Origin of the sequence: Nereida ignava (assembly GCF_047114695.1) — a bacterium.
GTDB classification, from domain to species: Bacteria; Pseudomonadota; Alphaproteobacteria; order Rhodobacterales; family Rhodobacteraceae; genus Nereida; species Nereida ignava.
In genome coordinates this window covers 1-25,166 of the sequence record NZ_CP112885.1, presented here as the reverse complement: position 1 = coordinate 25,166, position 25,166 = coordinate 1, and the positions used below count along the sequence as shown (strand labels likewise).

Here is a 25,166-nt window from a genome sequence, read left to right as displayed (position 1 = left end):
AGCTGGCAGCCAGCTTAATAGACAAGGCTTATGAATGAGTGTTCGCATGTTCATCGATGAACATTCAGTAATGAAAACGCAGCTGTGCTATTTCCAGAGACTGTGCTTCATCGCTACCAACAACCCGGTAAACCATTCTGTCCTCACGCGAAATACGCCGGGACCACCACCCACTCAAGTCGCCTCGCAAAGGTTCTGGTTTTCCAACACCGGTAAATGGTGTGCGTGTGCATTGCTTGATTAATTCGTTTATTCGAGTATGGATTTTTGGGTTATTGTTTGACCAAAACTGATAATCTTCCCATGCCGTTGAAGAGAATACCAGCTTCACTCTGTCAGCTCACGCTCTTGCCCACCATTAGCATCAAGTTCCGCAATAGAACTACGCAACCGAGCCGCATTGAGTGGAGTAGACAAAAGATGGAGCGTTTCATTAATCTCGTTCCACGCATCCAACGACACGACAACAACTGCCTCGCCCTTCTTCCGCGTCACCACGACTTCTTGTCCGTCCACTATTGCTCGATCCATAACGCCTTTTAACTGCGCTCTTGCATCTGTGTACGTCATGACATCCATAACAATCTCCTTACTCCAGGCGGCATTAATTGTACAATAAACCGTACAAGTCAAGGCTGAAGGTTTACAATAATTCCACTGCGGCACTCATCTGCTGTGGGTTTACATCTATGTAACGTTGCGTGGTTTGAATGCTGCTGTGCCCTGCCAGTTCTGCCAACACACGCACACTTACACCCTTGCTTGCCAGTTCTGTAATGAAGGTGCGTCTGCCGCTGTGTGAGCTGGCGTTCTCAAATCCTGCAGCACGATAGATGTTGAGGAACAGCTGCGTCATTGTATTTGCGCTGAACGCCCCACCCTTTTGACTGGCGAACAGTGCTCTGCTTGGATCTTTGAACAACAGGCTGCTGCGATACTGCTCCAGTTGACGACGCAGTTTAGCGTTTATCCATACAGTGCGTGTCTTTGCACCTTTGGTTTGAACAGCGTCTAGTACAAACTGTTCACGCACAGCACCCCCTTCATCATACACATCGCCAACAATGAGTGCTGCAATTTCTTTGGCACGGAGTCCTGCGTAGTAGCTGACATAGAAGATAGTTGTGTCACGTGTGCTGTGTCTGCGTGTTTGACACCACTTCAAGCAGCGTCGCAGTTGAGCGTCATTCAGTGTTTGCGCTTGTGCCATTCATCACCTCAAATCTAATAGTTTCATACGCACACACTAAAGTCTGATATTTTAGGTGGACAACCGATTTAGGTGGTGGATGATTATTCAATAAAAGCAGTTGGTTACGCTATAATATAAGAGTTTGTATATTCTCTGAGATTATTGATGGCAGAAGTTTTCACATAATCTACATATCACAAATGCCGTCGACAATTTGCTCAGGAGCGCTCAAATGAAAAATGTTCAAATCAACATCACTGGTAATTCGCTATTAGCATACGTCACATTTTATAACGACGATATCCTCACGAAGCTCAATGAAATGGACGAGGGCGAATATGATTTCATTGATTTTAGCGGTTCGCATGAAAAGAAAAGTGTCTTTCTAGGCAGAGGCTTTTGTGAAGATGGAAGCCTTTGGCTCGAGGTGAGCGTTGATGACGAAGAGTTATTTCACGGCGGCGTATACCTAATTGATTATGAAAATGCTCCTATTGAACAAATCAAAGAACAATTCCAAGCAGATTATGGTGACGATGAAAAATATGAGGAATGTTTAGTTGCAAGGCAGAGCGACTGCTTGGATGCCGACAACCATTTTTTTGCCGATGCGAGCGAGTACAAGTATTGTTCTCTTGAAACAGTAGAATGTTATAAATCGCCTAACAACATTAGCATTGAAGTTGATGACAATTTCAAACTATCGGACTTGAGGTTGGTTCTACTTGATGTTGACTCAGGCGACACTGGCTCAATTACACAAAAGCTTTATGCCTATACGAGGCTTGAAAAGCAGGCATTCGGAATAAAATACAAGGGTAAATTTTTCGAATTCTTCGGTGGCGAAGATGAAGGCGGTTCAAACGAAATCTGTTGGTTTGAGCGCAACGGCGAAACGTGGACTGACTCCGAAGCCATCCAGGAACGTATTGACGAAATAGACACGTGGTAAGCTACGAGCCATTTCTGCAGTGAAGTTTTATCAAAGTGATAAATAAACTAGTAAGGCAAAACAGTACAGGCGAGCACAGGCAAACCAAACGAGATCAAGGCTGGCACGCCGATTGTTATAGTGCTGCAAACCCGTTCTGATGTGAGACGGTGAGCAAACAGAGTGCTCGTAATCTGCTTCTTCGCACTACCCCATCCTCGTCGGTGGGATGCCTAAAACGAAGTCCCACTGGAGAGACATCCTTTTATCCTGAAAAATCGGAAGTGACGTTAACGTTTGCGCAAGTCGTAATGGTTGAGAAGGAACGCCTTCTAAAAGTGAAACGGATGACAACCTCGGAAACGAGAACCGTTAGCACACGGGAAAAGCTCGCTGTATGGCTCCTGTGTGTGCGTGATGCGCCAGTAATAGAGATGATAGCAAAACCTGCTCTTCCAAATATGGTTTGGTGATACAGCCTGCAAACGATGTGCAATGCACTTGGTTCGGATTGACGCCTTACTAGGCGTTGATCTGACTACTCCTTGCAATGCCTCATAATACTTAATCATTCATCATATATATTCATTCGATGTGTTTGAGCTGAAGTGATTATTCGAACGAAAAGATACGCAGTGCAGAGCTGTGATGCGAAGCTGAGCGAGCGTGAACAGCTCAAACAGCACATAGATGCGCAAGCAGATATGTTGATGCATCCAAACACAATCCAAGCTGTTCCACTTCGAGTTGATAAATACTTACATCAACAAGGAGTAACTATGAGCAGACAACTATTGCACGAAGTGCGTGATGTATTGAGAGCAGCAGATGCGATTGCGAGTGAACGCGAGTTTTGTGAACGTTGGTTGGGCAAAAGCGAATGTTATATGCGCACATTAAGGTTCAGCAAAATAGAGCCAAGTGCAGACGCACTGGCAACTGTGAGCAACAAACTCAAATACTATGCAGAGCAGATGCACAGTAAAGAAGCCCAACGCCTGAAGGATTTAGGTGTGGAATTTGAACGATTGGCTGAGGCGTGTTGGACAAGCATCCAAACCACAGCACGGCGCAAGTGGGCAGCTGTGGCGTGAAAGGGGTTCTGCACTCAAAATATCAAACTGCGCAGTTTCTTATGGTGGAGTACTTATCAAAGCGGGGTGGTGATTTTACACCCCCTACTCAGCAATGAGTGCTGTCCAAGACGTACAACATTCACTGAATACAATTCGTGCGCTGAGTGCAGATGAGGACGCACGGGTACAGCAGCGAATACTCGAGTTGATGTTGCAGGCGTCAATCTCACAGCTCAAGTCAATCAGTGCAGAGCCAGGCACCAACAACAGCGATACACAGCCACGCAAACCACCGCCCCTGCCAATACCCAAGCCTGCCAAATCCACAACAGCCAAACCCAAACCTAAACCCAAGCCGGAACCCAGCTTAAACACTCGGCTCAACCGCCTCCGAGCCGTAAAACCACAAGCGCCTAAGAGTTGATGCACACACAGTGTTGTTCAACACTGCCAAGTTCTTGGCTGTTTCTGTGAAGTTCGGTGCTGCTCTAGTGCTGCATAGAACAATTGACGCAACACGAGGCAGACATAGCGCAAATACTATTAAGTGGGTTCAGCATCGCAGTGTTGAGAGTGTAGGTTTCAAACCCACTGTTTTGAAACTGAAGTGCTGAACCTGCACTCGTTTTCAGCTGCTGGACAAGTGGCGGACGTAATCGCTGCTTTGATGAAGCACACGCACAACTAACAGCTGTTCCGCCTCTTGCAGCACAAACACCGTATGCTTTCCCACGAACATATAGCCAGAATTTTTCCGCCATTCCGCGAAAGGTAGGAGAACCTTCTCGCCCGCAGCTGCAGCTGTCAAACTGCGTTCAAGCTGCGTAACATAGTCATCCGCCTGCGAGCGTCCCCATGTCGCCAGGGTGTAATCGTAGATGTCTTCGATGTCTGATTGAGCGGCTCGACTAACAGAAAGGCGCTTGCTCACGTGTCAGCACTGCCTCTGCGTCGCACTGCATCCCAGCTAAAATCATCTGCAATGCCACTTTCAACACCAGCATCAAGTTGTGCTTTAAGTGCAGCGAGAGCTTCTGTGCGCTCTTCAACCAAACGCAATCCATCACGTATCACTTCACTTGCAGAGGCATAACGCCCACCCTGCACTTGGCTGGCAATGAACTCTTCAAAGTGATTACCAAGAATAAATGATGTTGTTTTGCTCATGTATATGCTCCCAATACTAGTTAATCGTATAAAGATATACGCTACAAAGCAACACGAGAAAAGGCATCACCTACGTGTCTTTTTGGGAAATTTACCCAGTGCTGCATTCTCAATATACTGCTCAGCAATAGTAATATGACGCTTGGCGGTGTTGGTTTTACGGCGTTTAATCACTCGTTCAACATCGGCATATGGCAAATCCAAACGCTTGAGTTCTGCAACAGTTTCTCCTTCAACCGTTTCATCTACCCATATGCCGTTACCAGCAGCTGCCAGTCTATCAGCACACACATCGAAAAGTTCGTGCAGCTTGAGTTTGGGTTGTTCTACATACGTGTCCCAAAACACCAGTGTTTGATACAAGCTGCCCAAATTGGGCTTTGCACACACTGGGTATGCCGCTCTGCTCACACTCTTTGCACGCCTTACTGCTTCGGAATTCGCCTGCAGCAGCTTGCGAAACGCATCCACTAAATAGGGCATACGCACTTCCAGCGGCACTTGGATGTGCAGAGTATCAGGTTGAGCAGTGCGAACATCAAGCTCATCAAGTTCACGCAACTGCCTCGCTGGTGGTTCCGCAAAAAGATGATTGTGCCCCCTCCACCATGCCCAAAAGTCATCCGTTGCGTGCACATTTCCAAAGTCCGCATACACGCTGCTGTATTTGCCTTTGCCCCTCTGCTCACAGCAGCGTTTGTACCCCATGTGTCTGCGTAAATATTCCCACCAGAAGTAATACACACTGCACTGCCAAGGCTCTGCCCCTCGAAACGGCGCATTTGGCTGAACACGTTTGCTGATTAGCTCGCCGTGCTTGTTGCGTCTTCCTTTGATGGGCGGCGCATACACATAAAAGAGTTTGCCAGAAAAATACCAATTGCTTCGTTCGTTCATATCAAAATCTATTTCTACGCCGCTATACTATCATCGTAACGCTCATCATTTGGCGTACAAATTATGTGGCATAGTGGAATAGTCAATGATGACAAACAAACTTTAATCCCGAGAGGACACACTATGACTACTGCAAACACACTTATGAAGAATATGGTTGCTACACAGAAGACTGCAAACAAGTGGACAAAAAACGCATATCGCACAGCAAGCACGGAACTGTATGAGCTGTTGGCTGAATGCTACGCACACACTCAGTTCTATCGTTCCGCAGACATCAGCTTCAAACTACAACTCAATCAACTGCTGCGCGACGCAAAGCACTCTTTCAATGAAGGCACACGCATCGAAACCAAAGTGGTGCGTGTGGTGTTTGGCGAAGTGTTCACAGGCGCAATCGGACGCAGTCGCGGTGCCATATACTCCAAAGTGCTCACAGCAGCACACGAGGAAAAAATCACCCGAGAAAACTTTGTCAAATGGCTCACAACACAAGGTGGTGTCGAAGCAGTACGCAAACAAAACAAAGGCAAAACTGCTGCTCAAATCAAAACAGAACGTGCACTAAGCGCACACGAACAGCTTGCTACACAAAGCGCACAAGACTTGCTGCTGAGCACACCTGCACAAAACTACGAGTACAGCTTGGCTGTTGTAGCACACACAGGCGGTGACAAGCGTATCGTCGCACTGCTCAACAACAACACATTGGTGAAAGAAGCACTGGCAAAAGCGTTTGCTGAACTGGAGGAGCAATCCAAGTCAAACAGCTCAGCTGAACCTGTGAGCAACGTCACAAAGATTGAAGCTCGCAAGCAAATCACTCAGCAAACCGCCACAGAGGAGGCAGCATAATGAGTGTGAACATTTTTTACGCGAACAAGCCCGTGCACTTCAACGACTGCTACTTTGCTGAACCTGCAATCAAACAAGAACTTTCAAGCTACGCAAATAATCCACTCAACGGCTGTGTGCTCCTCTATGGAGCATACGGTACGGGCAAAAGCACCGCAGTCGAGTTGATTGCACATGACAGAGGAGCTGCAAAGTCAGACATTCACTATGTACACGCTAATGGTAGTCAGTTCGGCGAACTTCGCAAAAGCAGCTTGCTGCTAAATGCAATGCAATGGGGCGTTATCAATCATCAAACACCCGTGTTGATAGTGGATGAAGTAGATGTGCTGTCCAAAGAAAATCAGCTGTGGTTGCGTTCATTCATCGACGACTGGCAGCATCGCGCACTGATACTGCTTACAACCAACTACATTGGCAACTTGGATGGCAGCATACGCGACAGATGTGATTGCTTGGAAGTGCGCGGTTTCACTGCACTACAAGCAGCACAACTCATTCATCAAGTTCTAGCACAGCACGATATAAAAATTGCTGTGTCACGCATCGAACAGCAGGCACAGCTGGAGCTGAGTTCAGAGGATGCTTTGCTGAGTTTGCGCACTGTTGGACGGCTGTGTGACAAGCTGGCGCTGCAGGTTAGTGCGACTAAACTGCGAGTTATCAAGTAGAGGTGCCAAAAGCGTAGGTTCGAAAATGTAGGTTTGAAACCCACTGTTTTGAAACTCTAGGTTCGACAACAACAAACGGGCAGCTACTCAGCTGCTCGTTTTTTTGTGCACACTGGCGTCAAACCACCCCTCAACGAGCTTCAACACGGCACCAACCATCCCCTGTGACTGGCACAGGGTGCGGTGTATGGGAGTTGAGGGCTGTGTGCCGAGTTATTCAACAGTCCACAAACTACAACGTGGCGCTGTTCGCTCGCCCACTACACTTACTTTATCCATGTTGCAGGCACGTACCCGTCCACGGTTGGCGTGTAAGAACCATCCACTTTCGCCAAACTTGGGCAAGTGCCAAAGCGCATCACCACTTTGTCCACTGGGTGGGGCGAACTGAGTGTTGGCTGTGCTGGTATTGTCCGTAAGCAGCGTACCGATTGTTATGCCAAGTGCGATGAATGCTGAGGCTGAGAGTGCATGTTGCATGATAGTTTTCCTGTTGTTAAAATCTGTGCGCAGCACGTGAAAAAGCCCCCCAAGTTTCCAAGGGGAGCTCAGTCTTAGCTAATCGTTCGAGCAACATGAGGGGCGCCACCAAAACCTAGCATCTCGCATTAGCATACAAGCACGCTCATATGATGAAAGTCTCAAAAAACTACTTTTTAACATTTTACCACAAAAAAGGTCGGAAACTAACTAATGAAATGGCTAGAAGCGTTAAGTTACTTTTCAATAAGCTGCTTACAGACTTTATGGCTATATGTAAATTAGCACGATACTCAGCGATAATGACAAGAGTGAGGCACTTAGATGACTGAACAAAGAACCGCTTTGGTAACTGGCTCGGCGGGCTTCATCGGGTTTCACCTGTGCCAAAGACTGCTGTGCGACGGGTTCCGTGTGATCGGTCTAGACGCCATGACTGATTACTATGACGTTGCCCTGAAGCAGCGCAGACATCAGATTTTACTTCAAAGCGAAGGGTTCACAGCCTGTGAAGACAGGCTGGAAGGCGAACAGGTGCTGCATAACCTTTTTGAAAAGTACCGCCCCGATGTGGTCGTGCATCTCGCGGCTCAAGCAGGTGTTCGCTATTCAATCGACAATCCGCGCAGTTATGTTCAGTCCAATCTAATCGGCACTCACGAGCTGTTGGAAGCGGGCCGCGCCTTTCCGCCCGCACATATGCTGCTTGCCTCCACCAGTTCCGTCTACGGTGCCAACACGCAAATGCCTTATTCAGAGACCGACAAGGCAGATACGCAGATGTCATTCTATGCGGCCACTAAAAAGGCAAACGAAGCGATGGCCCACAGCTACGCTCATCTGTTTAACCTGCCCATCACAATGTTCCGCTTTTTCACCGTTTACGGTCCTTGGGGGCGGCCAGACATGGCGTTGTACAAGTTCACACGCAACATTTTGGCCGGTGAGCCGATTGATGTGTACAACCACGGCGAAATGAGCCGAGACTTCACCTATGTGAGCGATCTGGTCGAAGCGATCCGCTTACTTATTGAAGCAGTCCCTGAACGTAGCGAAGATATCGCCCCGAATGATAGCCTGTCACCAGTTGCGCCATGGCGTGCGGTGAATGTAGGCAACTCGGAGCCGGTCAAACTGATGGATTTTATAGCGGCCATTGAAAAAGCCACTGGAAAAACCGCAAAACTCAACATGATGGACATGCAAGCCGGCGACGTGCCCGCGACATGGGCAAACGCGCAATTGCTAAAAGACCTGACCGGATACCAACCTCAAACAAGCGTTGCACAGGGCGTTGAGGAATTCGTGCGCTGGTACCGCGACTATTACCAGACATAATGAGTAAAAATGGTGGCGCGGGGGAGACTTGAACTCCCGACCTATCGATTATGAGTCGATCGCTCTAACCAACTGAACTCTATTTATAGCAAAGCAAATAATACAGGCTGGAAGACACTCACTAACCGTGAAATTGATAATCGTTGCTAACCAAATTAAATGTGAGGGTGCGAAGTTGACACGTATAACAAAGGCAGTTTTTCCCGTTGCAGGCTTTGGCACCCGTTTCCTACCCGCGACAAAAGCAATGCCAAAAGAACTATTGCCTATTATTGACAAGCCATTGATACAATATGCGGCGGAAGAAGCCGTAAGTGCAGGCATTGAAACATTAATTTTTGTAACTGGACGCAACAAAAGAGCTATCGAAGATCACTTCGATGTAAATTCAGCTCTGGATGCTCATCTTAGATCAAAGCGACTCGACGAAAAAGCTGACCAAATCAAACAAATACTACCGGCGAATGTAGATTGCATATTTGTCAGGCAAGCTGAACAACTAGGGCTAGGTCACGCAATTTTGTGTGCAAAAAAAGCAGTTAGCAATGAACCATTTGCGGTGCTACTGGCAGATGATTTTCTGGTACACTCCAACGAAAGCGATATGGCAAGGCTCTGCAAAGCCTTCGAGCGCACAGAAAAAACGCAACTACTAATAGAACATATCAAAGGTCCCAATATATCAAACTATGGTGTTATCAGGCCTGGAAAGAAATCTAATGACGTTCTCGGCTTAATAGAAAAACCAAGTATTGAAACAGCTCCGTCCCAATTGGCCAGCGTGGGTAGATATATTCTAAAGCCTGAAATATTCCAGATACTCCAAAACCAAGTGCATGGGCACGGCGGGGAAATACAGCTAGCCGATGCAATCAACACGATGGCACTGCAGGGTGATGTCAAATCTACAATGCTGAAAGCGCTGCGCTTTGACTGTGGGGCAGTGACAGGTTATATTGAAGCGATACGACATGTCGCTCTTGAGATGGGTTATTAGCCCCAAGTCACTCTCTCTAGTTTTTTTATCGACCCACGAACGCATAACTTTCAAATCCTGCCCGTTTCAAATCTTTTTCCGAATAAACATTGCGCAAATCTGCGAACCGCGGCGTGTTCATCCGCCGTGCAATCCGGTTCAAATCAAGCGCACGAAATTCGTTCCACTCGGTTAACAAAACACACAAATCAGCTTTCTGCACGGCCTTATATGCGTCCTCAGCCCAGACGACACCCGGCAAAAGCGTTTCGCCCTCATGTTTACCTTGCGGATCAGTAACGACTACTTTCGCCCCCGCGCCCACCAAGGCAGGCACAATTGTAAGGCTTGGCGCATCACGCATGTCATCTGTATTGGGTTTGAACGTGACCCCAAGAACGGCGATGGTTTTGCCGTTAAAGCTGCCATCACAAAGGGTGAGAAGCTTCTCAATCATGCCGCGCTTGATCTCTTCGTTTACCTTGATGACCGTTTCCGTGATCTGCATGGGCACAGCATGTTCTTGGCCAATACGCGCCAAGGCTTTGGTATCTTTGGGGAAACAAGATCCGCCATAGCCCGGCCCTGCGTGTAGGAATTTATTGCCGATCCGCCCATCAAGGCCCATGCCTTTCGAGACCTCCTTCACATCCGCACCAACTTTTTCACACAGCGCAGCAATCTCATTGATGAATGTGATCTTGGTGGCGAGAAATGCGTTGGCGGCGTATTTGATCATCTCTGCACTTTCCAAATCCGTGGTCACAATTGGAAAATCCCTCAGAAAAAGGGGGCGGTAGATTTCAGCCATCACGTCTGCGGCACGTTCGTTTTGCACCCCAACCACCACTCGATCTGGGCGCATAAAATCATCTATTGCCGCCCCCTCACGCAAGAACTCGGGGTTTGATGCCACATCGAACAACGCGCCTTTGTTTGCTTTGCGGATAATCTGTTTAACCTGACGATTTGTGCCAACGGGGACTGTCGATTTGGTCACCACCACTGTGTAGTCGTCGATTAGATGCGCAACCTCTTCTGCAGCGGCAAATACATATGTAAGATCCGCGTGTCCGTCGCCCCGACGTGTCGGTGTGCCGACAGCAATAAATACCGCATCGGCGCCCTTCATGGCACTGGCCAGATCAAGGGTGAACGACAGCCGACCTGCCCCAACATTTTTCGTCATCAGCGCTTCAAGGCCAGGCTCAAATATTGGGACATGACCCACATTTAGCTGCTCAATCTTGGCGGGATCTTTATCAACACATACTACGTCATGCCCAAAGTCCGAGAAACAAATCCCCGAAACAAGCCCGACATAGCCGGTTCCAATCATCGCAATGCGCATGAGTTATCCTTAAATATGTGATCGAACGCCCTATGCGCCCTTACGACTTTCTTTGTCTAAGCCTAACAAGTTGAATTGACTGGCATCATAAGTCTTTACTCTGCGCGAAAGATATCAGCCATGCTCCTCGTACCCCACTTATTTTTCAACGTATACCGTCAACGTAGTTATGGGGATAAATCACACTTTTGAAGCTCCGTTTCGCACCATGAAAACGACGTATTTAAATCAAATCCTAAACCGCCTACGCAGCCGTAATATATGGTCCAATGTGATATATTTGCTAACGACTTGTCGCTCAAGTTGTTACAATCAAATTAAGTATATCTTGTTCCACTAACTCCTCAACTTGATCCTATTTCGAGATAATAGTTGACCGCCTCCATCTCCTGCGCACCATTTTTGATCTTTCATTTGCTATTATCAACGAGCATCATCTGATCGAGGCAATCCAGCGTATTTTCAGGTGGAAAATTGTGGTAATGTAACTTACCTTTCCAAGAAAAAATCGAGATTTGTTCGCCTATTTAAGTCTACAAACTTCTGGCGCACAACCATTGCACGTTTTTCTTGAATATCTACGCCGCGCAAATGTACACTAAACCCCAGAGCATCCCACTCCTCTTCAACCAAACGAGTGGCCGCTTTGACTTTGTTGACTAACACATTGTGCTGTTCTTCCGGCATTCCCATTTTATTCCAATGAAACTCAGCTTGAATACAGTCAATTAACGATATCGTGTTAGTAGCAATTAGTCTATTTAAGATCTCGTACTCAGCACCTTCAACATCAAGCTTCAAAAAAATTCGATCATATACACTACTGGCAAGACTAATGAATTCTGAAAGATCCACTGTTTGTACATTGATCTTGCTAACCGGATACATAGCACTGTCTTGAGCAAAAAAGTCCAGCGTCTTAGATTCAATTAGCGATGACCCATCTGCATCTCTCACATCTAGACCAAAATCTGCCTCCCCGTTTGTGATCCAGGCCGCTTTTTTTATGAGCGTCGTCGGAACATCTACATAATACCGCCATAACTCTGGATTGGGTTCAAAGGAAACAGCATCAAACTCTGGATTCGATGACAAAAACTTAATCGCTGAACATCCATCATAGCCACCACAGTCTATAAAAAGTTTTTTTAATTCGACGTACTTTAATTTATAGAATAACCGCATAGGCTCTGTCGAAGTATGCGGTACATAACCAACAAATTCCACATCCCAATCAGTTAAGACGCTTTTGAAAAGTGCCATATGCCAGTTATGGCACCCCTCCAAGTCGTTACTTTCAAACCTAGGCCGCGCTGCACCATAACGCTGCAAATGGCTGCTTCCCTCAAAAAGTATCAAATTAGAACACTTTGAGATCCGCTTCAGTTCCTCACAGGCTAGCTTTGGACCTTTTATAGCCCAGATACGATGAAATACACTTAAAAGCAAAGCAGCGCCTACGGGCTTTTGAGTCAATCTCTTTTCATCAAACTCTGAATTATAGATAGAGCAATTCACTAAGCTTTTTGAACGCGAAATTTCCCAAACCTCAGGATCCGGTTCAAACCCAATTACATTGAAGCCACAGTTAACTACAAATTTACAGACCTCACCCGCATTTGAACCTACATCAACGATAACATCGTCTTTAGAAACGGCCTGCAATGCATCACAAATCAAATTATAGCGTAGTTCCACCCCAGCTCGACGATACTGAAATACAGGGTCAGATTCGTCAGTCCCAAATTCGCGCTGCCACCAAAAGCGCCAAATTCGGCTCATGTAATCATTTTGAAATAAAGCCTGGGAGACTATAGCTTTCTTTATCTCACTTAAACCAACAACTGCAACCGAGTTCTGCGGAATTTCAAACGAAGCATTCCTAAATATCAGGCTAACGAACAATTCACCGGAAACGCTTAATTGCTTACCATTTATTTCGTCTATTAATTTTGTCATCTCCTCGTGAACTACTCCACCGATGAGATCAAACGAATAAGACGCTACAACAAACGCATTACTAGGGTTAAATGACACCTCACTTGCAACAGGCGAAAATAAGAGTAAGGGCTCAAAGCCCGTCCAGTCACTCTTTCGAAGAAAAGAATACGCGTGAAATAAACATCTATCGTTGTAAATACGCGCTTTATTTGCTTTTACATTCCCAATCGTACCATACTGCCAATCAATAATTTTAATATTTCCGTTATCATCCAAAAAAAGTTCGTCAAACAAAGATAAGTCGTTATGTCGTAAATTCAGCCGTTCCATTTCCTGCAGAGTATTCTTTAATTCAACAGACCGGTCTTCAACCGATAGAAAGTCAAACTTTTTATAGCAGGGTGTTACATAAAACTTTTTTTCGTAATTTACATCAATTAATTGCGGCATAAATGAAGATCGCTCAAAATCCACTAAGCTTTGAACTTCTGTAGAAAATTCTTTCAGCGCACGTATCCGCTTCACACATTGATCATTAGGAGTTCTAATAACAATATTCTGCCTGGCGCTTAAAATCTCAGCGGTTTGGTATGGGGTTGTACTATTCAATAGTGAACTAAAAAGTTCTGCAGCTGTATCATAGGCCTGTACTACGTCCGGCAAAGTTCGGCATTTGGATAGAGTAACCGCCTGCGCCAGATAATAATCAATATTTGGATTGAGTTGGATCGCCTTGTTATACGCCTCTAGGGATTCCTCAAAGCTTTGTATTTTCAGGAATGAGTGTCCTAAATAATAGTAGGCTTGACAATCAACTGGATTGATTAGCGTCGCTTTTCTAAGTACATCTATCGCCTGTCGATAGTCGCCTAAACCATTAAAAGCAATTCCTTGCATCTTGAGTAGAGTAGCTTTTTCACCAGTCTTTGAAATTAGAGCATTTGACATGTCTATAGCTAACTCGAATTTCCCTTGGCTACAAAGATCCACTAAAATATTATATTGATCTATATATTCTTGGGAAAAGTCATTAAATTTATCTTCGGAAGCTGAAGACCGAAACACTTTCTTATCTTCGTTCGCTACAAGCGTAATTCGTGCTCTTAAACCCTGAAAATCAACCCCAACGATACCAGAATTTTTTGCCTTCTCTAGCAAGTCATTTGCTTGTGCCACATCACGTAATTCGATTAAGGCCTCAATGGCACTATTCCAAAACTGAGGAATCGACTGATCAATCCACAAAGCCTTATTAAATAGGCTTAGTGCGGCCTCACGATCACCACTAGCCCACTTTAACGTGCCTAAGTTATGGTGCGCATGACACTGTCGCGCGTCAATTTTTAAAACTTTTTTGTATAATTGAGCAGCATGTTTAACGTCCCCCGACTGGTGCGCTAAGATTGCCATCTTCAACGTCTGTTTTATTTTTTTTCTCACTATGCACTACCTTTATAAGGAAAAAATTTATGTCACTATTTTAGAAAAATTGACACAAATCACCGAAGTACCTGGTTAAGGAACTTATTTAAACGTTCCGTGTTACGTTCGATACAGTGAGTTCTTTCGGCATGAAGTATTGCTTTATTTGCGATGTCGTTGAATAGCGAACTATCAGTAAAGAGATTTTCAATGTAGTCAACGAATGGCTCAATATCATTTTTATTAGGCACCAAGTCGTAAGGCTCCTCATGAAATTTTGTGGGCATCTGGAATACCGCTCCACCGTCGCCGATCATTTCTTTATTACCCCCTATATCTGTACCCAAAACTGGGATACCCATACATTGAGCCTCGGCAATTACTCGGGCACCACTCTCTTTCCACAGACTTGGAACAATTAGTAGTTTTGTATCCCTATAAATTGAACGCACATCGTCAGTATGATCTACTTGAGTAACTGTATTGAGGTGGTCAACAGAGTAACCTTTCTCAATCATATAATTTTTCAAGTTAACTAACGACGCTCTGCCAGAAACACAGTTAATATTCCCTGTAAATCCTCTTTCTCTAAGGACTTGAACAATCTGAGAAAACAATAGTGCACCTTTTGTAAGTATTGGATTTATGAATGTGAGCGAATGACCTGATGAAGGCTCTCTGCGCATTTCATAATCAATAAACTTTCCAAATGGGTGAACTGTGAGATCGTGGCGTGTGCGGTACAAGTTAGCTGTAAACTGGCTGTCAGTGATAATCTTGCTAACATAATTGAAGCAATTAGGGTTTTTATAGTTTTCGTTGACCAAATAAGCAACCGTGGGAATGTTAAGTAACTTTGCTTCCCTATATAGCCATTGTTCGGCGACCCGAGCTCCAAAAGACATAACAATATCCGGTTGCCACTCGTTAAAAACTCTCTGTACCTGTGTTAACCAGCCCCATAACTCTTTGTTCGTCATATCATCTGATCTTGCAGAGCCAGACTTCATTACAATTTCTGTAAAATTCGAATGCTCGTACCTTACAAGCTGTTTATCTGTTTTTTTTGCAAAGTATTGAGTTACTGGGCAGGTTGTAAGCACATCAAAATTAGCAGCTGTAACTGCAATGATCTCATTATCTTTTTGAGCTAATTTATTTAGTATTGTCGAGATTGAACGACACGCACCGTTTGTTGTATCGCTCAGGCAATGTAGGTTTGCCCAAAGAATTTTCATTACTATTTTCCATACAGAAAAGGGCACTCAGAGTATGAGTGCCCTTTAATTTGGTCAAAGATATTTACGCAATAAAGCCAATATCTCCGTTTTCAAGATCTGTTACGCCTTTCAAAACAGCACCCAAGGCCAAGTCATCTGCCTGCACGCCGTTTGTACTGTCTTCAGTCCATTGCCAGATATAAGTATCAGTTCCATCATTGACAGCAAACATAACGATATCGTTTGCTGAATCATCGACGTTCGTGATTGTGAGGCCATCGAGGAAAGTTGCGATCTCGGCGGCAGTATCTGCGCCACCTGCTACAGTTGCAGTTGTGATCTCAATATAACTGTCGTTCGCAGCTACTGTGCCCTCATTAGTAATGGACTTAAGAGTGGCTGATGCAGTGCCGTTTTTAGTCAGATCATTAGCAAAAACGATTACATCAGTACCGTTTGCACCACTTTCAAAACCGGTAATCACATCGCCTAAACCGCCAGCTAGGATCACTACAGTATCAGCTTGCTGATCAACCGCGAGGTTAATGACATCAGCGCCTTTACCACCAGCAATAAAGTCAGCACCTGTGCCTGCAGTAATAGTATCAACACCGTCAGACGACGCACTACCATTTGTCGCAGCTTCACCTGAAACTGCACCAGCTCCGCCACCGGAAACATAGTCAAAATCAGTAAAGTTGCCATCAACTTCGGCAGTAACGGTGATACCACCGTCATCACCAGACGATGTGGCAGTAGCAGTGACCAAGTTACCCAAAATGGCGTGGTCATTGATTGCGGCAGCAAGAATGTCATCCATTTCGGCGCCAGTATCAGTGGCGGTGGTGCCGGCAGACGCAACTGTGACAGTTGCACCGAACATAGTTACAGCAATAGTATCGCTGGAAGCAGTGAAACCACCTGACCCAATCACAGTCGTCATTGCTTCCTTAGTGGAGCCGCCACCGTCACCGATGAGAACGTCACCACCTGCGGCACCAACAATAGTATCCAGGCCATCCGCACCAAAAATTGTATCAGCCGATGCACCACCAGTGATACTATCTGAACCAGTACCACCACGGATACTGTTAACACCAGCAGCACCAGTGATCGTTGCACCAAGAGCAGAGAAGTTATTGTCGAGACCATCGATATCTAACGCACCTGTATGCTCAGCAGCATTCAGAGTGCTTAGGTTCGAAGTGTTCAAGTCAGACAAAACTACTTTTTTGGCAACAACGTTTGAGCTGTTTTTCGCGCCCGAAATGTTGATAGTTTGCAGTACAGAACCGTGGATATCTTCAATGGTAGAAGTATTAGACGCATGGTTGTCGTTTTCAACGATGTTTAGCGTCTCAACACCATCAATACTTAGGCCTGTGAGATCTGAGCTGCTCGTACCTTGATCCAAAACAAGGTTTACAACGTCATCAGTTCCAGCCGTAGTCGCGTCAGTAACACTAACGATGAAGTTAGTTTCACCTGTCGCACCCGCAATATCACCGCTGCCATCTAGCTCCAGGGTGAAACCACTTGCCGCCTTCACTGTAAAGGTATCATTGGAGTCAACTGTAACAGCGGCTGCCAACTTCAGCTCGTTCATTCCGGCTTCTTTGGTTAGGTCGACAGTGACATCACCACCACTGGTAGCTAAGTCCAGTGCATTGTTGATCTCAAGGATCTCAAAACCCGAAAAGCCTGCAGTGTTCCCAGTGGTGCCTGTGTTCGATAACACAGCTGTCGATGCAGCAGTACCAGCTTCAATTACGAGAGTATCTTCACCAGCGCCGCCAACAAGATTGTCTTCGTAAGTAAGCTTCGTATGCACGTCGATGCGATCATTACCTGTACCACCGGTGAATGCTGTGTTTGCAGCGACATCCGCCATCGTCAGATCAACGCCACCAGTATTAGCTGCAGCATTTATTGTGGTGAACAGCTCATCGACAGTACCGTCGACAACAAGCTTTTTGTCACCAGTTAAGTTCAACGTTGAACCCGAGGTAGTAGTGATAATGTCTGCAATGCTGTTAGTTAATGCTGCCCCAGCCGTTGTAGCGGATATGCCAGTAGATTCAATGGTCACATTGTTGACGCCAGTAACTGTCAAATCGTCAATTTCTTGGCTTTCAGTACCCAATTTGTCGTTCATCACAAAGGTGATCGCGTCAGATGCAGATGTAGCATCTGCCAGCTCAAGAACGAGGTCATCAGCAGCCGCCCCAGATGAATAACCATTCATTTCAACAATCTGCCCGGAGGTCATGTCGTCAATTTTGACGGTACCATCGATTGAGTGACCCTTAGTGCCTGAGTGAGTTAGAATGAACTTGTCAACACCGGTCATTTTGGACGCATCGAGGATATGTGATGCTGTGAGGTCACCTTTACTTGAATAAGCAACAACACCAGTAGCTTCGGAAGCATCGATAGTAGCTTCAACACTTGATGATGTATCAGATCCAAAATCAGCCCAACGGCCTGTGATCGTGATATCTGTATCACCAGTGACAACGATTTTATCGCCAGCCTGCTCCCGCGAGATGTCTGCAAGAACAACCGTATTAGCCACACCGCCAGTTGAATTGATATTTAACGTGGCAAACTCAACCTGGCCGCTGCCGTCATAATCCAAGGTGGTAGAGCCACCAGCAGAGACGCCTACATTCAGCTCTGCAGCAGCAGTCGCCGCATCAACTGTCAAGTTGGCAGCAGCGGAAGTGGCACCATAAACTGACGTATCCACGATGTTAATCGATGTGCCCGACGCAACATCTGCCATAGTCAGTGTGTGCGCAGCAGCAGTCGAACTCACATTGATTTCATTGGCGCCCAGAATCATACCAGTTGCCGTAACATCACCACCCAAAGTCAAATTTACGGTTTCGATATTCTGCAAGAGCGAACCAGTCGTAGGAGCAGCAGTTACAAAAATGTTCGCTACATCAGAGTCAGTGGTCGACGCATCAACAATGACATCCGCCTTATCACCAAAACTGTTGGCGACTTTACCGTCTACTACGTCGTCGCCAGACGTCAAAGTAACCGAGTCCGGCGAGGTTTGGACTTTCAAAGTGATGGGAGTGACAGTAGAACCACTCGAATCTCCTGCTTCTACTTCTGCAGGAGTTGAATCGGATCCACCACAAGCTGACAGCGACAATGCCATCAATGTGAGACCAGACGCTTTTGCAGCGTTCTTGGCGTTTTTGGATTCCCAAGCCTTCGCCAGCTTGCTGGTTGCACTAGAACCGCCAACTTTCTCGGCGTTTTTCATCGTGCTGTTAATATCTAGAGCCTGCATGTGTTTTTCCCTCATAAGGCGTGAGCATTTGCTCGGTTTAGATTGATATCCCAGCGAGATTCGTCGCCAGGAAGTGTCGATCAGGTCCCAAAAAACACAATTCCAAACAGCCTTTCAATTACATTAATTCCCAATTAAATTACTGTTATTAAATAATAATAGTCAATTTATGTAGGTTATTTACATAATAAATTGCTGTATACATTTCTGTGGCTTGTCAGCGGTGCTTTAACTATTTGGGGTTTAAATGCAGTAACCAAGCACCGGAGAATTCCACATGCTATTCCGCCCCAAAATCACATCATGTCTGGTGGCTTTAGGCCTTGTAGCGGGATGTGCGCAAGCCCCTACAAACGGCGCATATGTTTCGGACGCAGTCGGTGACATAATAAGTAGTGGGCCGGCGGATGTGGTTAATTCTGCTATCACGGTGAAACTTACAGATTACCAACCATCCATTAAAGCAGCAGCTCTCTCAAGCAGCGCCTATGCCGGATCGCAAGCGGCCATCGAAGGTGCCGCCCAAGGCGTGACTGTCGCCAACAGCGCCCTCGCCCCGCAAGTATCTTTGCAATCGCAATTGGGCGGTGTCTCCGAGAAAGACACAACCGGCACCGAAAACACCACCGGCGTCAGCGCAAGCCTGGCCGTCAATAAGCTCATTTACGACGGCGGAGCATCAGTCTCTGGGATCAACGCGGCTTTCGCCCGTGTCATCACAGCTGAGGCCCAAGCCGAGGAAGCCATCACGGGCATCGTGGCCGACATGGCCTCTGCCTGGATTGATCTGTGGCAGTATCAACAACGCAGCGCTCTGTTGGCCGAACGGTCACAGGAAGGGCGCGACATTGTGCAACAGATGGACCGCCTCGTTGCCAGCGGCATGGTAGACAAATCATCAGTCGCCAGCGCCAAGATCCAGATACACGATCTCGACATTGAAGAACTGCGGCTGAGCGAGCGCGTAAGTGATGCGCAAAGCCGCTTGTCGAAATATCTCAAACACGATGGAGGTGCCGTTGCGCGCCCTTCTCAAATTATCTCGCTGCCCACCGGCAAAAACGCTGCAACAGCGTGGCAGGGTAATCCTGCATTGCGTGGCACAGCCGCATCAATTGTGGTCGCGGAACAAGACGTTCAGATTGCAGCGGCACAAAAGAAGCCAAGCGTTGGTTTACGCGCTGGCGTGGATAGCCCAATGTCCGAAACAAGCAGTACTGACGTAGCCCTCGGGCTTCAGCTGAGCTGGACATTGGGCGACGGCGGGCGACGTGATGCGGAGCTAGCCGCGCGCAAAGCCAACCTGACCCGTGAGAAACAGCAGTTTGATACGCAGAAGCGCGAAACCGTTGCGATGCTGTCTCAAATGATGAAGACCCGCGCCTCACTGTTAAGTAGCCAGTCTTCTATACGCGCCAAAAACGCAGAGGTGCTCGCCTCACGCGATACGCTCAAAAAGCAACTGGCAACCGGTCAAGCCGATCTGAAGCGCGTCATTGACGCGGAAATTCAGGCGCTGCGCACTGCCGACCGCGCCATTGAGATCGACGCAGAGATCATGAAGCTTGATGTTAGCATTGCTGCCCAGTCGGGGCGTCTTCTATCCAGCTTCGGCATCCCTGCCCCCCAATCAAACATTACTAAAGCGTTAGACAAATGAACGAACTTACACCAAAGGCCGCTTCGCAAGATGACGCATCTTCCGTTGAGGGCGCCGAGCAGGCAACAGACACGCAACCAGATGAGCAGTCTGGCTCTGTCGAACTTGCGCGCATCGACGTTGAAACCCAAGAATACGAAGTAGACGGTGACAGTGCCGCCACTGATGAGGCCGCTGCAACACTTGTTGAGACGCTGAAAATCGCACTCAAAACCGTTTCACTCACATTTAGTACTGCGGCGCTGCGGGATATGGCGCCAATGAGCGAAACACCGTTTGGACCCAAAGATGTTGTCTATATCTTTAATGAGCTGGGTTTTGACGCCAGTTTTGGCGAGTTGAAGGCTTCAGCTATTAAAGAAAGCCACCTGCCGATGATTGCCTTCCAAGAAGATGGCAATCCGTTTCTGGTGACGCAGAAAAACCCGGACGGCACGCTCACAGTTCAGTCTATTGAGGACAATTTCACCTCACGTGACATCAGCGCCGACGAGTTCGCCGAGGTATACGCAGGCTTTACACTTCTGTATCGGCAGTCTGCGCAGTCAAAACAAAATGGCCAAGGCGGTCACTGGTTTTGGAGCGCCTTTTCCAAAAGCAAGTGGATCTACGGTCAGGTTATTCTGGCCGCAGCGTTTTCAAACTTTCTTGGACTGTCGACCTCACTGTTTATCATGGTCGTTTACGACCGCGTTGTCCCGAACGAGGCGATTGAGTCCCTATTTGCGCTGACTTTAGGTGTGATGATCGCGCTGACGTTCGACTTCGTGATCAAGTCATTGCGCGCCAACTTCATTGACCGCGCTGGCAAGCGCGCTGATGTCACTATGGCGCGGATGATCTTTGACAAGATTTTGCATCTACGCCTTGATGCAAAGGGCCGGAAATCAGGTGCTGTAGCAAGCGTTGTGCGCGAATTCGATACGCTGCGCGACTTCTTCACCTCTGCCACCCTGATCGCTATCGTTGATTTGCCGTTTATCTTTTTCTTTATTTTCGTGATCTATTTGATCGGTGGCAACTTGGCGATTGTGCCTTTGCTGGCAGTTCCTATCGTGATCATCCTTGGCCTTGCCGTGCAGCCTGCTTTGGCAAAGCTTGCCTCCGGTGCCATGGAAACAGGTATGTCCAAGCAATCTGTTCTTGTTGAAACCCTGAGCGGCTTGAACACGATCCGCGCAACAGGCGCAGGCCGTTTTATGCGTCAGCGCTTTGAAGAAGCCTCGGCAAACCAGTCAGAATTGGGACTAAAAAGCCGGATGTTCTCGCAATTTGCGATCAACTCCGCCGCGTCCGTTCAGCAGTTTGCCCAGATCGCGCTTATCTTCTACGGCGTGTTCCTGATCCGTGAGGGCAGCACAACGATGGGTGGCTTGATTGCGTCAGTTATCTTGGCAGGCCGTACGCTTGCACCGCTGTCGCAACTGGCTGCAGCACTTGCGCGTGCAAACTCTGCACGCCAAGCCTACCGCTCACTCGGCTCGTTGATGACCGAAACCTCTCCCGAGGATGAGATTCAACAACGCCTCAGCCGTCCGGTTCTGCGCGGAGAAATCGAGTTTCGCAACGTAAGCTACAGCTTCCCGGGCGCCAATGAGCCAATCATCCGCAACCTGTCGGTGAAAATTCCGGCGGGTCAGAAAGTTGCACTTGTTGGCAAAATGGGCTCGGGCAAATCCACGTTCTCAGGCCTTGCTGCAGGACTTCTCACTCCAAGCGAAGGTGCGGTTTTGATCGACGGCGTTGATATTCGACAAATCGACAAAACAGACCTTTTGCGCAACGTCGGTGTCATGCTTCAAGAAACGTGGCTTTTCTCCGGTACGGTGCGTGAAAACCTGCAAATGGGCTACTTTGAATACGACGACGAGCATATCCTTAAGGTGGCAAAAATTTCAGGTGTTGATGATTTTATCGGCAGCCACCCGTCCGGCTATGACCTGATGATCCGTGAGCACGGTGTGGGTCTGTCTGGTGGTCAAAAGCAGACTATCAATCTGGCCCGCGCCATTTTGCATGATCCCAACATTTTGATCCTTGATGAGCCGACCAGCTCTATGGATACCGCATCAGAGGCAGCAACGATTGAACGCCTCAGCGCTGCAATGGACGGCAAAACGATGCTTGCTGTTACCCACCGCAACTCAATGCTGAAAATGGTGGACCGCGTTCTGGTGATTGATCGTGGTGCGATCATGCTCGATAGCCCCCCCTCCCAACTTAAAGCCGCACAGAAGTGATCCGACATGAGCAGTACTGATTTCAAAAAACTCTCCCGCGAGATGTCCGGCCGCAACAGCGCCAGCAACTCAGTGGTTCTCTTCTCCATTGCAGGTTTTCTCGGGATCGCCCTGACTTGGGCCGCAGTGACTGAAATTGACAACGTCACTCGCGGTGAAGGCAAAATTGTTTCGCAGATGCAAAACCAATTGGTGCAATCTGCAGAATCTGGCGTCGTGTTGCGCCGTAACGTGCTTGAAAACGACCGCGTTACAGCAGGTCAGATCTTGTTTGAGATCGACCCGATTGAAGCGCAAGCCGAATACGATCGGATGTTCCAGCGTCTTGATACCCTCAAGATCAAGGTCGCCCGCCTTGAAGCTGAAATCGCAGGCACAGATTTCACCCCTTCTACGGATATAGTCGGGTCATCTGTTCAGATTGGCGCCAATGAGCTGAGCCTTTTTGAAGCGCGCAAACGCGAACTTCAGGGCGCGATCACGATCTTGGAAGAACGCCGTGCGCAAAAAGAGACCACGCTTAACTCGTCTCGCCAATCTGTTGGAACTGCCACTAACCTGTTGGCGCTCATTAAAGATGAGATCGCTGTGGTCGAGCCGCTGGTCCGCGAAAATATTGCCCCAGAAACTCGCCTGCTCGCGCTTAAGCGTGAACGCGAACAAGCGATTGGCTCGCTCAGTGATGCTGAGGCCTCTGTCCTTGCCGCACAATCCTCGATCCAAGAGATTACAAGCGAGATTGCCAACCGCAAAGACACATACCTGCGCCAAGCCATGGAAGAGCTTGCGCAGACAGTGGCGGAACGCGCAGAACTTGAGAAGGCCCTCCCTGCCCTATCAGACCGGATTGAGCGTACTGTGATTGCCGCCCCTGTAGATGGCATCGTAAACCGTCTGAATTTTCGCACAGTCGGCGCTTTCGTAAAGGCGGGTGACGCGGTGCTTGAACTGGTGCCAACGAACGATGCGCTAAAAATTGAGACGCGCATCGCGCCCAAGGACATCTCTAATATTAAGGTTGATGATTTGGCGCGCATCCGTCTGTCAGCCTACGACTCCGCTCGCTACGGCACGCTGGATGGTTTCGTCACCAACATCAGCCCAGATGCGACCCCTGTCCGCGAGGGCGAGACACAGTCGTTCTACATTGTGGACGTCGCAATGTCTGGCGATATGGTACTTAACGATGGGACTGCCGTTTCGCTGCTGCCAGGCATGACTGCTACGGTAGATGTGGTTTCTGGCAAGCGAACTATCCTTGAGTACTTCTGGTCGCCGGTTGCGCGTATTCAGGAGCTGGCCCTGCGCGACTAGTGTCAGCGCCACACTCAACAGCTTAAAGCCCGTCAAGCCTTTGGTTTGGCGGGCTTTTTCTTATTCGCCCGTTATTAGTGTCACCAAGGGACTACAGGACGCCTATCAGTATCATATGATACCCAGCCTCTCTTTGGTATCAGGGTATCGATTCAATCTTTTCACATGAATTTAACACACTAAAGTATCTAAATAATACTTTATTGGCCATTTTTATAGAAACAGCGAATCCGCTTTTGCTATAAAAATAAACCAATAGGACGAACAAGATCGCGAATTAAGTTTCAAGACAGGAGTTCTAAGATGCTAGTGGAATTGGAATTGGAAGTTCTGGAGAGCTTACCGCCAAAATCAGCGCTGGCTGACTTCTCAAAAAGTATTGTCAAATGGGAACTTCTTTTGCTGGTGGCTAAGCTGAACGGCAACACCGAGTATGGGATTTGGAACTACATCGACAGTTTGAAAACGCGGACTGAAAACTCGATGACCATTTACACGTTCATCAAGTCGCGCATTGAAAACGGAAGTTTTGTTGTCGTCCCCGGTGAAAAGAAAAGCCGCAAGACCCTCGCTCTGTCACCTCAGTTGCGTGAAGAATTGATGACATATCTGGCTGCCCGTACGGAACACACGCTGCAGCGTTCAGAGCAGTTGCGTTCAGAACTCATGGCGATGAGCGCTTAAGGGCACTCCCCTGCTAAGCCCACGTTACTATGCCAACCAACCGCGCTTTGATTGATGGCGCGCAAAGCGCATCCAGCGCATCGCCAACATCGCCGCAAGCAACACAACCAAGAAGCCCAATACATCCCCGATCGTGATGAACGCGACCTCTTCCAGACCTTGGTCAAAACCGATGGTCAGCAGGATCGAGTTCAAGAAGCCTGACAGCAGCCCCACACACAAAAGCTCGCGCCAATTAAGACGCAATGTCGGAGGCTGTGGCGCGATCACCCGTGACCAACGCAATATATTGAATGAAACAAACGGCGCCAAAAGCGATAGCACAGCCATCGTGATTAATTCGTCAAAGTTACTGTTCCAATCACTGAGCGTCATGAAGTGCCCCACAGCAACGGGAAGCAGATACAAAAAGCCCCGCCAGCCAAGAGTGTAGATCGCCAGAAT

The 25,166-nt window shown here is 47.5% G+C and carries 22 protein-coding genes; 10 read left to right on the top strand and 12 right to left on the bottom strand.

Annotation, left to right across the window (positions count from 1 at the left end):
* Positions 1-64 precede the first annotated feature (64 nt).
* The 3 genes from OLX08_RS00110 to OLX08_RS00100 form a co-directional block, all read right to left on the bottom strand.
* On the bottom strand, positions 65-331 hold the full coding sequence (locus OLX08_RS00110; RefSeq protein ID WP_391481688.1) for a Txe/YoeB family addiction module toxin: 267 nt from the start codon (positions 329-331) through the stop codon (positions 65-67).
* A complete protein-coding gene (locus OLX08_RS00105) occupies positions 328-570 on the bottom strand; it encodes a type II toxin-antitoxin system Phd/YefM family antitoxin (RefSeq protein WP_391483261.1) in 243 nt (80 codons plus the stop codon). Before OLX08_RS00105 ends, OLX08_RS00110 begins: the two co-directional genes overlap by 4 nt.
* 73 nt (positions 571-643) lie before the next feature.
* The gene (locus tag OLX08_RS00100) at positions 644-1,210 is read right to left on the bottom strand and encodes a tyrosine-type recombinase/integrase (protein WP_391481686.1); all 567 of its coding nucleotides are present in this window, start codon (positions 1,208-1,210) and stop codon (positions 644-646) included.
* 214 nt (positions 1,211-1,424) lie between these two features.
* On the opposite strand from OLX08_RS00100, the gene OLX08_RS00095 reads away from it, so the two are divergent.
* Together OLX08_RS00095 and OLX08_RS00090 are read left to right on the top strand one after the other, a co-directional pair.
* On the top strand, positions 1,425-2,144 hold the full coding sequence (locus OLX08_RS00095) for a hypothetical protein (protein ID WP_391481685.1): 720 nt from the start codon (positions 1,425-1,427) through the stop codon (positions 2,142-2,144).
* 758 nt (positions 2,145-2,902) lie between these two features.
* Positions 2,903-3,217, top strand: a complete 315-nt coding sequence (locus OLX08_RS00090; protein ID WP_391481683.1) for a DUF6626 family protein — start codon at positions 2,903-2,905, stop codon at positions 3,215-3,217.
* A gap of 610 nt (positions 3,218-3,827) precedes the next feature.
* Here the strand turns inward: OLX08_RS00090 and OLX08_RS00085 are convergent.
* The 3 genes from OLX08_RS00085 to OLX08_RS00075 form a co-directional block, all read right to left on the bottom strand.
* Positions 3,828-4,130, bottom strand: a complete 303-nt coding sequence (locus OLX08_RS00085; protein WP_391481681.1) for a type II toxin-antitoxin system RelE/ParE family toxin — start codon at positions 4,128-4,130, stop codon at positions 3,828-3,830.
* Positions 4,127-4,366: a type II toxin-antitoxin system ParD family antitoxin gene (locus OLX08_RS00080; RefSeq protein ID WP_391481680.1), complete on the bottom strand. Its 240-nt coding sequence runs from the start codon at positions 4,364-4,366 to the stop codon at positions 4,127-4,129. The genes OLX08_RS00085 and OLX08_RS00080 overlap by 4 nt, the downstream gene beginning before the upstream one ends.
* 66 nt (positions 4,367-4,432) lie before the next feature.
* The gene (locus OLX08_RS00075; protein ID WP_391481678.1) at positions 4,433-5,263 is read right to left on the bottom strand and encodes a hypothetical protein; all 831 of its coding nucleotides are present in this window, start codon (positions 5,261-5,263) and stop codon (positions 4,433-4,435) included.
* Between the two features lie 123 nt (positions 5,264-5,386).
* Between OLX08_RS00075 and OLX08_RS00070 the strand changes: the two genes are divergently transcribed.
* Positions 5,387-6,118 (top strand): hypothetical protein, encoded by a 732-nt coding sequence (locus tag OLX08_RS00070; RefSeq protein ID WP_391481677.1) that lies wholly within the window; start codon positions 5,387-5,389, stop codon positions 6,116-6,118.
* Positions 6,118-6,789: an ATP-binding protein gene (locus tag OLX08_RS00065; protein WP_391481676.1), complete on the top strand. Its 672-nt coding sequence runs from the start codon at positions 6,118-6,120 to the stop codon at positions 6,787-6,789. Before OLX08_RS00070 ends, OLX08_RS00065 begins: the two co-directional genes overlap by 1 nt.
* A 213-nt stretch (positions 6,790-7,002) precedes the next feature.
* On the opposite strand, the gene OLX08_RS00060 is transcribed toward OLX08_RS00065, so the two are convergent.
* Positions 7,003-7,269 (bottom strand): hypothetical protein, encoded by a 267-nt coding sequence (locus OLX08_RS00060; protein WP_391481674.1) that lies wholly within the window; start codon positions 7,267-7,269, stop codon positions 7,003-7,005.
* Positions 7,270-7,593: 324 nt separating this feature from the next.
* On the opposite strand from OLX08_RS00060, the gene OLX08_RS00055 reads away from it, so the two are divergent.
* Positions 7,594-8,607: an NAD-dependent epimerase/dehydratase family protein gene (locus OLX08_RS00055; RefSeq protein WP_391481672.1), complete on the top strand. Its 1,014-nt coding sequence runs from the start codon at positions 7,594-7,596 to the stop codon at positions 8,605-8,607.
* A 175-nt stretch (positions 8,608-8,782) separates the two neighbouring features.
* The gene (locus OLX08_RS00050; protein WP_391481671.1) at positions 8,783-9,604 is read left to right on the top strand and encodes a UTP--glucose-1-phosphate uridylyltransferase; all 822 of its coding nucleotides are present in this window, start codon (positions 8,783-8,785) and stop codon (positions 9,602-9,604) included.
* Positions 9,605-9,629: 25 nt separating this feature from the next.
* Here OLX08_RS00050 and OLX08_RS00045 read toward each other — a convergent pair whose 3' ends face one another.
* The 4 genes from OLX08_RS00045 to OLX08_RS00030 all read right to left on the bottom strand — a co-directional run bounded on the left by OLX08_RS00045 (position 9,630) and on the right by OLX08_RS00030 (position 18,824).
* Positions 9,630-10,934 carry a UDP-glucose dehydrogenase family protein gene (locus tag OLX08_RS00045; protein WP_391481669.1) on the bottom strand — a complete coding sequence of 435 codons (1,305 nt, stop codon included), beginning with the start codon at positions 10,932-10,934 and terminating at the stop codon, positions 9,630-9,632.
* A gap of 489 nt (positions 10,935-11,423) precedes the next feature.
* Positions 11,424-14,285, bottom strand: a complete 2,862-nt coding sequence (locus OLX08_RS00040; protein ID WP_391481668.1) for an FkbM family methyltransferase — start codon at positions 14,283-14,285, stop codon at positions 11,424-11,426.
* A gap of 89 nt (positions 14,286-14,374) precedes the next feature.
* Positions 14,375-15,535: a glycosyltransferase gene (locus tag OLX08_RS00035; RefSeq protein ID WP_391481666.1), complete on the bottom strand. Its 1,161-nt coding sequence runs from the start codon at positions 15,533-15,535 to the stop codon at positions 14,375-14,377.
* 64 nt (positions 15,536-15,599) lie between these two features.
* Positions 15,600-18,824 carry a beta strand repeat-containing protein gene (locus tag OLX08_RS00030; RefSeq protein ID WP_391481664.1) on the bottom strand — a complete coding sequence of 1,075 codons (3,225 nt, stop codon included), beginning with the start codon at positions 18,822-18,824 and terminating at the stop codon, positions 15,600-15,602.
* A 277-nt stretch (positions 18,825-19,101) separates the two neighbouring features.
* On the opposite strand from OLX08_RS00030, the gene OLX08_RS00025 reads away from it, so the two are divergent.
* From OLX08_RS00025 to OLX08_RS00010, 4 genes are all read left to right on the top strand, one after another.
* Complete coding sequence (locus OLX08_RS00025) at positions 19,102-20,484, top strand: TolC family protein (protein ID WP_391481663.1); 1,383 nt, start codon at positions 19,102-19,104, stop codon at positions 20,482-20,484.
* On the top strand, positions 20,481-22,724 hold the full coding sequence (locus tag OLX08_RS00020) for a type I secretion system permease/ATPase (protein ID WP_391481661.1): 2,244 nt from the start codon (positions 20,481-20,483) through the stop codon (positions 22,722-22,724). Before OLX08_RS00025 ends, OLX08_RS00020 begins: the two co-directional genes overlap by 4 nt.
* Before the next feature lie 6 nt (positions 22,725-22,730).
* Positions 22,731-24,038 carry an HlyD family type I secretion periplasmic adaptor subunit gene (locus OLX08_RS00015; protein ID WP_391481660.1) on the top strand — a complete coding sequence of 436 codons (1,308 nt, stop codon included), beginning with the start codon at positions 22,731-22,733 and terminating at the stop codon, positions 24,036-24,038.
* 303 nt (positions 24,039-24,341) lie between these two features.
* Positions 24,342-24,722, top strand: a complete 381-nt coding sequence (locus OLX08_RS00010; RefSeq protein ID WP_048599123.1) for a hypothetical protein — start codon at positions 24,342-24,344, stop codon at positions 24,720-24,722.
* A 27-nt stretch (positions 24,723-24,749) separates the two neighbouring features.
* Here the strand turns inward: OLX08_RS00010 and OLX08_RS00005 are convergent.
* Positions 24,750-25,166 (bottom strand): hypothetical protein (locus OLX08_RS00005; RefSeq protein WP_412535656.1); only part of this gene is annotated, 417 nt, incomplete at its 5' end.